At 70.6% G+C, this 12,678-nt stretch carries 10 protein-coding genes; 1 reads left to right on the top strand and 9 read right to left on the bottom strand.

Annotated features, from left to right (window positions below; all coding sequences use genetic code 11):
• The 7 genes from TA90_RS04470 to serS all read right to left on the bottom strand — a co-directional run.
• The coding region (locus TA90_RS04470) for a glycoside hydrolase family 13 protein (protein WP_074015283.1) at positions 1–1,761 on the bottom strand (1,761 nt) is incomplete at its 3' end.
• Positions 1,762–2,023: 262 nt separating this feature from the next.
• A complete protein-coding gene (locus tag TA90_RS04465) occupies positions 2,024–2,878 on the bottom strand; it encodes a carbohydrate ABC transporter permease (RefSeq protein WP_043534815.1) in 855 nt (284 codons plus the stop codon).
• Positions 2,875–3,969, bottom strand: coding sequence for a carbohydrate ABC transporter permease (locus TA90_RS04460; protein ID WP_396142689.1), 1,095 nt, complete (start codon positions 3,967–3,969; stop codon positions 2,875–2,877). Before TA90_RS04460 ends, TA90_RS04465 begins: the two co-directional genes overlap by 4 nt.
• 101 nt (positions 3,970–4,070) lie before the next feature.
• Positions 4,071–5,387, bottom strand: coding sequence for an ABC transporter substrate-binding protein (locus tag TA90_RS04455; protein ID WP_043534814.1), 1,317 nt, complete (start codon positions 5,385–5,387; stop codon positions 4,071–4,073).
• A 209-nt stretch (positions 5,388–5,596) separates the two neighbouring features.
• Positions 5,597–6,601, bottom strand: a complete 1,005-nt coding sequence (locus TA90_RS04450) for a LacI family DNA-binding transcriptional regulator (protein ID WP_043534813.1) — start codon at positions 6,599–6,601, stop codon at positions 5,597–5,599.
• An 83-nt stretch (positions 6,602–6,684) separates the two neighbouring features.
• Complete coding sequence (locus TA90_RS04445; protein WP_043534812.1) at positions 6,685–7,590, bottom strand: HAD family hydrolase; 906 nt, start codon at positions 7,588–7,590, stop codon at positions 6,685–6,687.
• 4 nt (positions 7,591–7,594) lie between these two features.
• On the bottom strand, positions 7,595–8,872 hold the full coding sequence (serS, locus tag TA90_RS04440; protein WP_043534811.1) for a serine--tRNA ligase: 1,278 nt from the start codon (positions 8,870–8,872) through the stop codon (positions 7,595–7,597).
• A gap of 116 nt (positions 8,873–8,988) precedes the next feature.
• On the opposite strand from serS, the gene TA90_RS14935 reads away from it, so the two are divergent.
• Positions 8,989–10,377: a diacylglycerol/lipid kinase family protein gene (locus tag TA90_RS14935; protein ID WP_043534810.1), complete on the top strand. Its 1,389-nt coding sequence runs from the start codon at positions 8,989–8,991 to the stop codon at positions 10,375–10,377.
• Positions 10,378–10,523: 146 nt separating this feature from the next.
• On the opposite strand, the gene pheA is transcribed toward TA90_RS14935, so the two are convergent.
• Together pheA and TA90_RS14930 are read right to left on the bottom strand one after the other, a co-directional pair.
• Entirely contained in the window at positions 10,524–11,558 is a 1,035-nt protein-coding gene (gene pheA, locus TA90_RS04430) for a prephenate dehydratase (RefSeq protein WP_043534809.1), read from the bottom strand.
• Positions 11,559–11,763: 205 nt separating this feature from the next.
• A partial coding sequence (locus TA90_RS14930; RefSeq protein ID WP_331394257.1) for a DUF6541 family protein occupies positions 11,764–12,678 on the bottom strand: 915 nt, incomplete at its 5' end.

Genomic DNA, 12,678 nt, shown 5'->3' with positions numbered 1-12,678 from the left:
CCGCACCACGGCCCCGCCCTCATCGACGACGATCCACGCCGCGCGGTTCGGCTCGAGGTCGAACTCGCCCCGCGCCGCGGCCTCCACCACGGATGCGGGCAGCTCGACGGCACCCGAGAGCAGGACGACCCGCCCCCGCACCGGCACCCGCAGCGGCGTGACACCGGTGTTGAGCGCGACCACGACGTCACCGTTGCGGGCGACGACGAGGTCCTGGTGGGCATCGACCCAGGTCAGCGTGCCCGCCGGGAGCTCGAGCTCCCTCCTGAGGGCGATGGTGCGGCGGTACTCGTGCAGCGGCGACCCGGGATCGGCCAGCTCCGTGTCGACGGCGAAGCGTCCCCAGTCGGCAGGCTGGGGCAGCCACGGCTCCTCACCCGCGCCGAAGCCGAAGTGGGGGGCGTCCGCCACCCAGGGCAGGGGGACGCGGCACCCGTCGCGTCCCCGCACCCGGTGCCCCGAACGCTCCCACGTCGGGTCCCTGCGTGCGGAGTCGGGCAGGGTGGTGGCCTCGGGGAGGCCGAGCTCCTCGCCGTTGTACACGTACATGGACCCGGGCAGCCCCATGAGGAAGGAGGTCATCGCGAGGGCCCGCCGTCGGCCGGTCTCCTCGTCGGGCTGGGGGTCGGTCACGCCGATCCCGTTCGTCGTCAGCGCCCCGAACGGGTAGCCGAGCCGGGTGGCATGGCGCACCACGTCGTGGTTGGAGAGCACCCAGGTGTTGACCGCCCCCACCGACGCGTTGGACGCCAGCGTCCGCGCGATGGTCCAGCGCAGCTGGATGGCCTCCCACCCGCACTTGAGGACGTCGAAGTTGAAGGCCTGGCTCATCTCGTCGGAGCGCACGTAGGCGGCGATGCGGTCGGGGTCGTCGACCCAGGCCTCGGCGACGAGCATCCGGTCGCGGCCGTACTCGTCGAACACGCGCCGCCACTCGCGGTAGATGTCGTGGACGCCGTCCTGGTCAAAGTACGGGCCGGAGTCGGGGGCCTTCTCGACCTGTCCCCTGCCCCCGGGCGCGACGTAGGAGAACCGGTCGGGCCCGATCTCGTCGTCGGGCAGCCCCGGCGCCTTGACCAGGCCGTGGGCCACGTCGACGCGGAATCCGTCGACGCCCCGGTCCAGCCAGAAGCGGAAGTAGCGTCGGAACTCCGCGTGGACGTCGGCGTTGTCCCAGTTCAGGTCCGGCTGGTGCACGTCGAAGATGTGGAGGTACCACCACCCGTGGTCCTCGGGTCGACCCGTGACCTCCTCCACCCGGGTCCAGGCGGGCCCGCCGAACATCGATCCCCAGTTGTTGGGGGGCACCTCACCGCTCTGGCGGAAGACGAAGCGCTCGCGCTCGGGCGACCCCGGTCCCGCCGCCAGGGCCGCGCGGAACCACGCGTGGTCGGAGGAGGTGTGGTTGGGGACGACGTCGATGATGATCCGCATCCCCAGCCCGTGCGCCCGCGAGAGGAGCTCGTCGAACTCCTCCAGGGTGCCGTACTCGGGGTTGATGTCGAAGTAGTCGGACACGTCGTAGCCGTTGTCCCACTGGGGTGAGGGGTAGAAGGGGGAGAACCAGAGGGCGTCCACCCCGAGCTCGTGGAGGTGGTCGAGGTGGTCGAGCACGCCTCGGAGGTCACCGATGCCGTCGCCGTTGCCGTCGGCGAAGGACCGTGGGTAGATCTGGTAGATCACCGCCCTCCGCCACCAGTCGGACGCCGCATTGGGTCCGGTGACGGGTTCCGTGGTGGGGATGCCGGGGGTTTCGCTCATGGGTGGGTGACGCGCCTTCCGTGATCGGGATCGGGTGTGGTGGGTTTCGGTGTCCCCGGCGAACGGGGGTGGGGGCCGGCCCCGGGAGGGGATGTCGAGCCCGGCCAGGCGTCGGGACCCGGCGGGGCCGCGTCCGGGGACCGACGAGGGCGGGCACCGTCCTCCCGGTGTCGGGGCGGACGAGGGCGCCCCCGTCCCCGCGGACACCGGGGCCGGGTCGCCGGACCCGGCCCCGGACCCGCGGGTGCAGGTCCCCGGGACCTCAGGACTTGACGCCGCCGGCGGCCAGGCCGGCGACGATGCGCCTCTGGAAGAAGAGCACGAGGAGGATCAGTGGGATCGTGACGACGATGCCCGCCGCCATCTGGGACCCGTAGGGGGTCTCGAACTGCGAGGCCCCACCGAACTTCGACAGTGCCACGGGCGCGGTCTGCATCCTCGGGTTGTTGACCATGGTGGACGCGATGAGGAACTCGTTCCACGCGTTGATGAACACGATGATCGCCGTGGTGAAGATGCCCGGTGCCGCCAGGGGCAGGATGATCTTGCGGAACGCCTGCCACGGTGTGCACCCGTCGACCATCGCCGCCTGTTCGAGTTCGCGGGGCATCTGGCGGAAGAAGGTGTTGAGGTTCCACACCGCCAGCGGCAGGGCGAAGGACAGGTAGGGGACGATGAGCGCCTGGTAGGTGTTGATCCAGTTCCAGTCGGTGAACAACCGCAGCAGCGGGACGATGATCGCCACCAGGGGGAACATCGAGGTCGCCACGACCAGCGTGAGCAGGACCCCCTTGCCGGGGAACTCGAGGCGGGCCAGGGCGTAGGCGGCGAAGGTCGCCACGACCAGGGAGATCACGGTGGTCACCAGTGACACGATCGCGGAGTTGATGAGCGCCTGGCCGAACTGGCGGCCCGGGTCGAACACCGACGCGAAGTTCTCGAAGGAGACGACCGTCGGCCACCAACTGGTCTGGAAGATGTCCTGGGGACGTCTCAGGGAGGAGACGAGCATCCAGTAGAACGGGGCCAGGCAGTAGACGAGGATGAGGCCGATGCCGAGCACCGAGCCCACATTGCCCAGGATGATGCGCTTGGGGGACTCCGCCTTCGTGCTCATGACCGCGCTCCTTCACTGCCGGCGATGTCCTGCGCCAGTGCCTTCTCCGCTGCCAGGACCTCTCCGGGTGAGGCCGGACCGTCCTCGCCCTCGTGCCCGGTGGGGCGCTTCCTGCGCCGTCGGAAGATCCTCAGCTTCCTGTTCCCTCCGTCGTCCCCCGAGCCGATGACATCGGCGCCGAGGAGCCTGATGAAGGCGAAGGCGATGATGAAGATGTAGAGGAAGAGGATGATCGCGTAGGCCGCCGCCGACCCGTACCTGACGTTCGAGGCCTCGTCCTGGACGAGCATCGAGAGCGTCTCCACCGAGGGCTTGCGGGCGCCGATGAGGATGTAGGGCAGGTCGTACATCCTCAGCGCGTCCAGGGCGCGGAAGAGGACGGCGACGACCAGGGCGGGCTTGACCAGGGGGAGGGTGATGCGGGTGAAGCGCTGCCACACCCCGGCCCCGTCGATCTTGGCCGCCTCGTAGACCTCGTCGGGGATCACCTGGAGGCCCGCCAGGGTGAGGAGCCCGATGAAGGGCGCCGTCTTCCAGACGTCGGCGATGATGACGGCGAACTTCGCGGACCAGTCGCCGGTGGACCAGAGGATCTGCGTGCCGAGCAGCGCGTTGGCGGCGCCGTGGGCGTCGAAGATCCACTTCCACAGGACTGCGGACACCGCGGTGGGCACGGCCCAGGGAATGAGGATGGCGGCACGCACGATGCCACGCCCACGCATGGCCTTGTGCATGATCAACGCCATGATCACGCCCAGGAACGTCTCCAGGACCACCGTCACCACTCCGAAGAGGGTCGTGTTCCAGGCGGCATTCCAGAACCGGGCGCCGTTGGCGGTGAAGATGGTCGCATAGTTGGCCAGTCCGACGAACGGCGCGGTGTCGGAGTAGAAGCCCTCCTCGTCCATGCCGGCGACCCCGAAGAAGGAGTCCCTGACCGCCATGATGATGGGAAAGACGATGACGACCACGATCACCAGGACCGTGGGGAGGACCAGGAGCACGCCGGTCCGGCGTTCCTGGCTCACACGTTTGGAGAACCCGTGCCGTTCGTGCGGCTTCAGGGCCGCCACGGCAGGTGCGGTTGACACGACACTCGCTTCCTTTCAGTCGCCCGGAGGGCGGGGTCCCGGTCCGGGTGCTGCACCCGGACCGGGACCCCCTCCCACTGAGGATCCTCGGGCCGACGGCCTCAGCTGCCGGTGCCCAGGGCTGCGAGCTTCTCGTCCAGGTCCTTCAGGGCATCCGCAGGCGTGACCTGCCCCTGGAGGGTCGGCCACAGCGAGTCCTGGATGGCCGCGGTCGTGTCGCCGTACTGAACGGCCCGTGGACGCGGGACCGCGTTCTTGATGGACTCCTCCAGCGCCGGCAGGTACGGGAAGTCCTTGATGTTCGTCTCGTCCTCGTAGAGCTCGGTCCACACGGGGGCGAGGGAGGCCTCCTTCAGCTGGGTCTGCTGCTGCTCTCCGTCCGTGTACCACTTGACGAACTCCAGGGCGCTGGCCTTGTTCTTGCAGTAGCTGGAGATGCCCAGGTTGTGACCACCCAGGGAGGACACGCCGGGCTTGCCGTCCACAGAGGGGAGGGAGGTGAAGCCGAAGGCGTCGTCACCGATGGCCTTCTGGGTCAGGGAGTACTGGTAGGGCCAGTTGCGGTAGAAGATGATGCGCCCCGCCTCGAAGGCGGCACGCCCTTCCTCCTCCTTGTAGGTCAGGGCCTCCTGGGGGATGAACCCGGACTTGAAGCCGTCGACCAGGCGCTGGAGCCCGGCCTCGGACTCGGCGGAGGCGGCCGCGGGCTTGAGGTCACTGTCGAGGATCACGCCGCCGCTGGTGTTGATCGCCTCGGAGACGTTGACCGTGAAGCCCTCGTACTTGTAGAACTGGCCCGCATACCCGCCGATGCTGGAGTACTCGGGGAGCGCCTTGACCTTCTCCCAGTCCGCCTCCATGTCCTCCCAGCTGGTCGGCGCCTCGGTGATGCCGGCCTTGGCGAGGATGTCCTTGCGGTAGTAGAGCAGACCGCCGTCGGAGGAGGCCGGGATCGCGAAGACCTTGTCCCGGTAGGTGCCGGTCTCCCAGACCGCCTCGAGGAACTTGTCCTTCGGGAACTCCGAGGCGGGGAGCTCGTCGATCCAACCGCGCGCGGCGAACTCGGGCACCCAGATGTTGTCGACCGACATCACGCAGTAGGCGTCGGACTTCGTCTGGGCGTTGTTGATCATCGACTGACGCTGCTGGTCGGCCTCGGTCGAGAGCTCGATCATGGTGACCTTCTCGTCCGGGTGGGCCTCGTTCCACTTGTCGAGCATCGGCTGGATCGTGCCGCCGTTGTCCTTGCCCTGGACGTAGGTGAAGGGACCCGTTCCCTCGAAGGAACTCGTGGCAGCTCCGCCATCGGAGCCGCTCGCCCCGGACTGGTCACCACCCCCACCGCACGCCGTCAGGACCATGGCCGCTGCCGCGAGGGTCGCCGTGGTTGCGGCGACTGTGCGCTTGGACGTTCGCATTATGCCTCCATCACTTCATCGTGCTGGTCTCGTCACGCCGGATCACGTGACGTGCACCACCGAATGTAAGCGTTTGCAGGGAGTGGGTCAAGCGGGACGGGTTTCGATTGGGTAACGCAGTGCGGGCCAGCGCCGGTGGGGCACCGGGACGGTCCCGCCCCCACCGTGCAGGACCGTGGTACCCGGTCAGGCCGGGAAGGCCACGGATCTCAGCGCGGGACGGAGGTCGTGTGGCCGGGGCGCAGCATCCCGTGGACCATCTGCGTCCCCGACACCGCCCCACCCGCGATCATCCTCAACAGGGAGTCCGCACCCATGCGGCCCTGGAGACCGGGATCCTGGACCACGGTCGTCAGCGGCAGGAGCTCCCGTGGGTACTCCCCGTCGACACCGATGACCGACATGTCGCCGGGCACCCCCAGACCCCTCTCCTCCAGGGCCTGCATCGCCCCCACGGCGATGCAGTCGGCGGCGGCGAACACGGCGGTGATGTCGGGGCGCCTGTCCAGGAGCTCCATCATGGCGTCGTGGCCCCCGGAGATGTCGAAGTAGGAGTTCTCGACCAGGTCGACCTCGGGGTCGACACCTGCTCCGAGCATCGCCTGTCTCCAGCCCTCCATGCGCGCCCCCGCCGGCATGTTGGGGCTGATCTCGTCCAGTGCGCCCGTGATGTGGCCGATCGCGGTGTGGCCGAGTTCGAGGAGGTGCTGGGTGGCCATCACCCCCACCTCCACGTCGTCGAGGATCACGGACGCCAGTGGCGGGTTCGCGTTGCCGACCACCACGACGGGCACCCCCAGGGTCTCCACGTCCTCGATCTCCTCACCCACCAGGGGCAGGGAGATGACGAGGACACCGTCCACACGACGGCGCAGGGGGTCGATGTCGATGGAGAAGTGCGGCTTCCCGCGCACGTACTCCACCGAGTGGACCATTGTGGCGACACCCTTGGCCTGGAGTCGGCGCTGCGCCCCCTCCAGGACACTGGAGGGGAACCACTCGTCGAAGTCGGGCACCACGAGCGCGACCATGCCGGTGCGCCCGGTCGCCAACGCCTGCGCGGAGGGGGAGACGACGTAGCCGAGTTCCTCGGCGGCGGCGAGGACCTTCCGACGGGACTGGTCCGACACGTTGGAGAGCCCGCGCAGCGCGCGCGACACGGTCGCGGTGGACACCCCTGCCCTGGCGGCGACGTCATCGATCGTCGATCCCATGGCGCGAGCGTATCGTGGCAGCCCTCCGCGACGGAACGAGGGACGACCCCGGTGCCCCCTGTCGACGGGCGCGGCGAGGGGCCTCAGCGCTCCAGGATCGCCCGCATGAGGGCGGCGGCACCGTCGTGTTCCACCGGTCCTGTCACCGCATCGGCGTGGGCGCGGACCTCCTCGGTGGCACCCCCCATGGCGACCCCGTGGTGGGCCCAGCGCAACATGGCGATGTCGTTCGTGCCGTCACCCACGGAGACGGTCCCCTCCCGGGGAATGCCCAACTCGGCGGCCAGCTCCGCCAGGCCGGTCGCCTTCGTCGTGCCCTCGGGGCCGACGTCCACCCAGGACGTCCACCCCACGGCGTACTCGTGCCGGACACCGAGGTCCGAGCCCTCCACCCGCTCCGCGAACTCGTCGCGATCCATCCAGGGTGCACGCCCGATGAGCTTCGGGGTGGGGGTGGCGCTCAGGTCGCGCACCGGGGAGACGATGCCGGCCTCGGCGAGTTCCCCGACGGGGAAGGGCTGGGAGACGAGGTACCCCCGGTCCGTGACCTCCACCCCGAGGAGGATCCCGGGCACGCTCGACTCCAGGGACCTGATCGCCGCGGAGGGATCGAAGCGGTGTTCGACGAGGACCTCCACGTCCGTCCCACCCCGGGGTTCCCAGCGGGCGAGGACGGCCCCGTTGGAGCAGACCGACCACCCGCGGTCCTCGTGCAGGTAGCCCAGCACGGGACGCACCGCATTGACGCCGCGGCCCGTCGCGATGACCACGGTCGCACCCGCGTCGACGAGGTCGTGGTACGCCTCGCGCACACGTGGGGAGGCGCCGTCGGGTCGCAGCAGCGTCCCGTCCACGTCCAGGGCGACGAGGACCCGCGAGAGGTCCCTCGGCAGGTCGTCGGGGAGTTCGTGCCGCGCGACCTCGACCATCTCGGGGAAGGGGACGAAGGGCAGGCCCGAGGGCGGGGGTGTGAGGAGGGGTTGGCTCACCTGTTCACCTGATCTGCTCCATCACCTCGAGGCCCCCGAGGTAACCCCTCATGGCCTCGGGCACCCGGACCGACCCGTCGGGGAGCTGGTGGTTCTCCAGCAGGGCGACGATCCACCGTGTCGTCGCCAGCGTGCCGTTGAGCGTGGCGACGGGGTGCATCTGCCCGTCCTCGCGACGCTCCCGGATCCCCAGCCGTCGCGCCTGGAAGGTCGTGCAGTTCGAGGTCGAGGTGACCTCCATGTAGCGGTCCTGGGTGGGGAGCCACGCCTCGCAGTCGAACTTCCGGGCGGCGGAGGTGCCCAGGTCGCCCGCGGCGGTGTCGATGACGCGGTAGGGCAGCTCGACCTTGGCGAGCATCTCCTCCTCCCAGGCGAGGAAGCGCTGGTGCTCCGCCTCGGCGTCGTCGGGGCGGCAGTAGCTGAACATCTCGACCTTGTTGAACTGGTGCACACGGATGATGCCGCGCGTGTCCTTGCCCGCCGCCCCCGCCTCGCGGCGGTAGCAGGTCGACCAGCCCAGGTAGTGCTTCGGACCGGCGGACAGGTCGAGGATCTCGCCCATGTGGTACCCGGCGAGCGCCACCTCGGAGGTCCCCGTCAGGTAGAGGTCGTCGGCGGGCAGGTAGTAGATCTCGTCGGAGTGCTCATTGAGGAACCCCGTGCCACCCATCACCTCGGGGGTGACCAGCGTCGGGGTGACCATCGGGGTGAAACCGGCCGCGACGGCCTGGTCGAGGGCCATGGTGAGCAGGGCCAGCTCGAAGCGGGCGCCGATCCCCGTCAGGTAGTAGAACCGCGATCCGGAGACCTTCGCCCCCCGCTTGACGTCGATGGCGCCCAGGCCCTCGCCCAGGGCGAGGTGGTCGAGGGGCTCGAACCCCTCGGCGGCGAAGTCGCGCCGCTCGGGCCCCTCGTGGCGCAGGACCACGTAGTCGTCCTCGCCGCCGGAGGGCACGCCAGGGGCGATGATGTTGGGGAGGGAGCGGGCCAGGCGGTCGGCCTCGGCGTCCAGCTCATTGGCCCGGGCCTCAGCGGCCTTGACCTCCTCCGCCAGTTCCTTGGCCTGGGCGAGGACAGCCGGGCGCTCCTCCTTGGAGGCCTTCCCCACGGAGCGGGAGACCTCCTTGTGGGAGGCCCGCAGTGACTCGAAGGTCTGGAGGGCCTCACGACGGGCAGCATCGGCGGCGATGATGCGGTCGACGAGGTCGGGGTCGGCGCCACGGGCCCTCTGTGAGGCACGGGCAGGTTCGGGGTCGTCTCGCAGGGCGCGCACATCGATCATGCGTCCATGGTAGACCGGCGGCGCGTCGCGCCCCCGGAGCCGCCGGGACGGGACCACGTCCTGACGACGGGTCCGCCCCGGTCCCGATCCGGACCGCGCCCGATTAGGCTCCTCACATGACTGGTGTTGCCCTGATCTGGCTCGCCGTGGCGGCGGCACTCGCCGTCTCCTCGGCTGCGCTGTCGCGGTGGCTGACCTTCCGGGACCTGCGGATGGCGGCCCGCGACGGCGCACTGCTGGACCCCTCCTCCGCCGACGCACCCGGCCGGGGTCGCCCTCGTCCCTGGGTCGTGTTCAATCCCTCCAAGTTCGAGGACCCGGACTCCTTCCGCGCCAAGGTCGACGACCTCGCGCTCCACCGCGGCATCGAGCACCTCCACTGGCGCGAGACCACGCCGGACGACCCCGGAACCGGCCAGACGGTCCGGGCCCTGGCGGACGGCGCCTCCGTGGTGATCGCGGCCGGGGGGGACGGGACGGTGCGTGCGGTGGCCGCGGGCATCGCACACTCCGGGGCGCGCATGGGGATCATCCCCGTGGGCACCGGCAACCTCCTGGCCCGCAACATCGGACTCCCCGTCGACGACCTCGCGGCATCCGTCGCCACCGCACTCGGGGAGAACCACCGCAGCGTCGACCTGGCCTGGTTGCGCGTCGAGGACGTCGAGGAGGCCTCGGAGCTCCCCGCCGAGGGCGCCCTGCTCGCCGAGGCCGGCGCCGGCTCCGTGCGGACGCTCCCGGATGGGGTGCGCGAACCGCTCCCCGACGAGTACGCCTACGTGGTCATCGCCGGCCTCGGCTTCGACGGCGAGACGATGGCGAAGACCGATCCCCGCCTGAAGAAGACGGTGGGCTGGCCCGCCTACGTGCTCTCCGCACTCACCGCCCTGCACACGCGGCGCATGCGCTCGCGGCTCGTGCTGCACGACCCCATCGGCGAGGAGGTGTCCTCCACGACCGGGACCGGCACCGCTCCCCCTTCCCCTGACCACAGCGCCCCCGGCCACGGGGCCCCGGTGCACAGCGCCCCGCGCTCGGACGGCGCACAGGGGGACGACGCGCACGCCGACGGCACGCACGTCGGAGACGCACCCGAGGACCCGCCGGGTCCCGACGGGAGCGGCACCGCCGCCCCTGACCATGACGAGGTGTCGGAGTTCACCGCCCGTACCGTGCTCTTCGCCAACTGTGGGGAACTCCCCTACATCGTGCTCGCGCCCGACGCCGACCCCGATGACGGACTCCTCGACGTCATCGCCGTGGACACCCAGGCCGGCATCATCGGATGGGCCGACCTGGCTGCCAAGGTCATCGTCCAGGGGGCCGGGCTGCGCCCCCTGGACATGCCCGCCTCGACCGGACAGATCGCCTTCAGGCAGGCACCCTCCGCATCCGTCCACGTCGACCGCGCCCAGGTGGTCCAGGTGGACGGGGACGCGCTGGGTCGGGCCAGGACGGTCCACGCCCGGGTCGACGGCGCAGCCCTGGACATCGCGGTGCCCTGAGAATGCGGTGGACGGGGTCAGGCACACCCGTGAACTCAACCGCCAGTGCCCCACCCGACATCCACAGTTGACCTCACCGCCCTCCCGGACCCCCCAGGGCCCGGGAACACCCGTGAACTCAACCGCAGATGCCGCGGGCACCGGGATCAGTGCCCCGACGGACCCCTCAACGGCCAGCTCGCGTCGCCCTCGTAGGGGGTGGTGCCGTCGCCACCGTGGAGGATCCCCGCCACCCAGGCACGCCCCAGGCGGAAGTCCTCGTCGGAGGTGCCCGGGAGGATGCGGGCACGGACCCCGTCCACACGTGGGTAGGAGCCCATGAAGCGCACGTCGGGGGAGAACCGGTGCAACCCGACGAGGGCGGCCTGCACGCGTTCCTCGGCGACGTGGCCGACGATGTCGATGGAGAAGGTGTAGGAGCCCAGGTGGTCGCCCGAGGGGCGTGACTCGATCCGGGAGAGGTCCACGCCGCGGGCGCTGAACTGCTCGAGCATGCCCAGCAGCGAGCCGGCCTCGTTGTGGGGCAGCGCCACCTGGATCGTCGTCTTGTCCGCGCCGGTGGGCGGGGGCAGCGCGCCCGGGGGGGAGACCATGACGAAGCGCGTGACGGCCCCGGGGTTGTCGGCGACGTCGGTGTAGAGGGCCTCCAGGCCGTAGCGCTCCACCGAGGTGGCGTTGCACAGGGCGGCGTCGAAACCGGCGTCGCCCCTGGCGAGGAGCTCGGCCGCGGCGGCCGTGGAGGTGGCGGGCATGTGCAGTGCTCCGGGGAGGGTCTCCTCCACCCACTGGCGGCACTGGGCCCAGGCGTGGGGGTGCGTGCCGATGCTGTGGATGTCCTCCGCGCGCGTCCCGGGGCGCACGGCGAGCTGGAAGGTCACGGAAACGACCATCTCGGAGACGATGACGAGGGGTGCCCCGCGCGAGAGCGAGTCCAGGGTGGCGTTGACCCCGCCCTCGATGGAGTTCTCGATCGGCACCACCGCCCGGTCCGCACCACCGCTGCGCACCAGCTCCATCGCGGCGGGGGCGGAGTTGACGGGGATCAGCTCGGCCCCGGCGGGCGCCACCTGCCACACCGCCTGCTCCGTGAAGGTCCCGAACGGCCCGAGGAAGGCGATGCGGACGTGGTCGCCCGCGGGTCGCGGGCCGGGGAGGTTCGTGGCGGCCGTCGGTTCGTGCATCCCACCAGACTAACGAGGGCGCCTCCGCTCCGCGGTCGCTCCCCACTGCTCGGACGGCCGTCCCCGTGACGAGGGCACCGGTCCCTGCCGCGTGCCGGTCCCCCATCGCGTGCCGGCCCCCATCGCGTGTCGGCCCCCCATCGCGTGTCGGCCTGACGCGCTCCCCCTGCGGGGGGGCCGGTGCAACTGCGGTCGGGTCCCGCCCTCAGCCGCAGGCGGTGATCCTGTAGAGCTTGGCGGTCCCGCCGTCGTCGACCAGTTCGAACCCGTGGCTCACGTCCACGTCGTAGAGGCCGGGGAACCGCTCGGAGCGCTTGAAGGAGTAGTACCAGCCGTCCTGGTCCATGTAGTAGTGCGTGATGCCGAGCTCGCGCACCACCTCGCACACCTCGGGGTTGGTGTGGATCTGGTTGAAGCTCTGGACCAGGACCTCCTGGGCGTGCGCGTCCGCGAGGTCCGCGTAGAGCTGCGGGAACACCGCGCGCCTCTGCCCGATGACCTCGGTGTAGGCCGCTCCCGCGATCGGGTCACCGAGCACGAGGGCGTCTGCGGGCAGTGTCTCGGGCATGCGCCGCAGCATGGCCAGCTCCGCACTGGTCGCCATCCCCGCCTTGCCCAGGTGGTCCGCGTCGTAGACGTAGTCCACCGCGCGGATCCGGGCGTCCATCGCGCCGCCCAGGGTCAGGGCCAGCAACCACGTCCCCAGGATCGCCCCGATGCGCCAGAGGGACCCTGAGGAGTGGTGCTCGTCCGCGCTGCGCACGCGTTGGGAACGGATCCAGTTGACGACGAACTCGAAGCCGAGTGCCGCGAGCGGCACCATCGTCATGTTCTGGGCGGCCATGATCCGGCGCGGGTCGAGGTACCAGGGGGCGAGCAGGTAGGTCCGCAGCGCCGAGTCCGGGGAGTACGCCAGGAACGTCAGTCCCGCCAGGACCAGGAACGAGGCCAGCGGCCACAGCAGCGGCCGCGACCCCAACGAGCCCCGGACCTCGTCACGGCGGGTCTCCCACAGGCGCACACGCTCGTCGCGGCCGGCGTCCGCGGCCAGGATCTGCGCCACGGTGGGCGCAGCGGGTTCCGCTCCCGCGCCGCCGCCGGTGGGCAGGGCCGGGGGCTC

Origin of the sequence: Actinomyces polynesiensis, assembly GCF_000820725.1 — a bacterium.
Classification (GTDB): Bacteria; Actinomycetota; Actinomycetes; order Actinomycetales; family Actinomycetaceae; genus Pauljensenia; species Pauljensenia polynesiensis.
Note: the sequence above shows the minus strand (reverse complement) of the source record. Positions and strands in the feature narration are given on the sequence as shown.

Bases quoted from the DNA above. Each gene is read 5' to 3' on its own strand.
- serS (WP_043534811.1), bottom strand. From the start codon at position 8,872: ATGATCGATGTGCGCGCCCTGCGAGACGACCCCGAACCTGCCCGTGCC.
- TA90_RS04465 (WP_043534815.1), bottom strand. From the start codon at position 2,878: ATGAGCACGAAGGCGGAGTCCCCCAAGCGCATCATCCTGGGCAATGTG.
- TA90_RS14935 (WP_043534810.1), top strand. From the start codon at position 8,989: ATGACTGGTGTTGCCCTGATCTGGCTCGCCGTGGCGGCGGCACTCGCC.
- TA90_RS04455 (WP_043534814.1), bottom strand. From the start codon at position 5,387: ATGCGAACGTCCAAGCGCACAGTCGCCGCAACCACGGCGACCCTCGCG.
- pheA (WP_043534809.1), bottom strand. From the start codon at position 11,558: ATGCACGAACCGACGGCCGCCACGAACCTCCCCGGCCCGCGACCCGCG.
- TA90_RS04450 (WP_043534813.1), bottom strand. From the start codon at position 6,601: ATGGGATCGACGATCGATGACGTCGCCGCCAGGGCAGGGGTGTCCACC.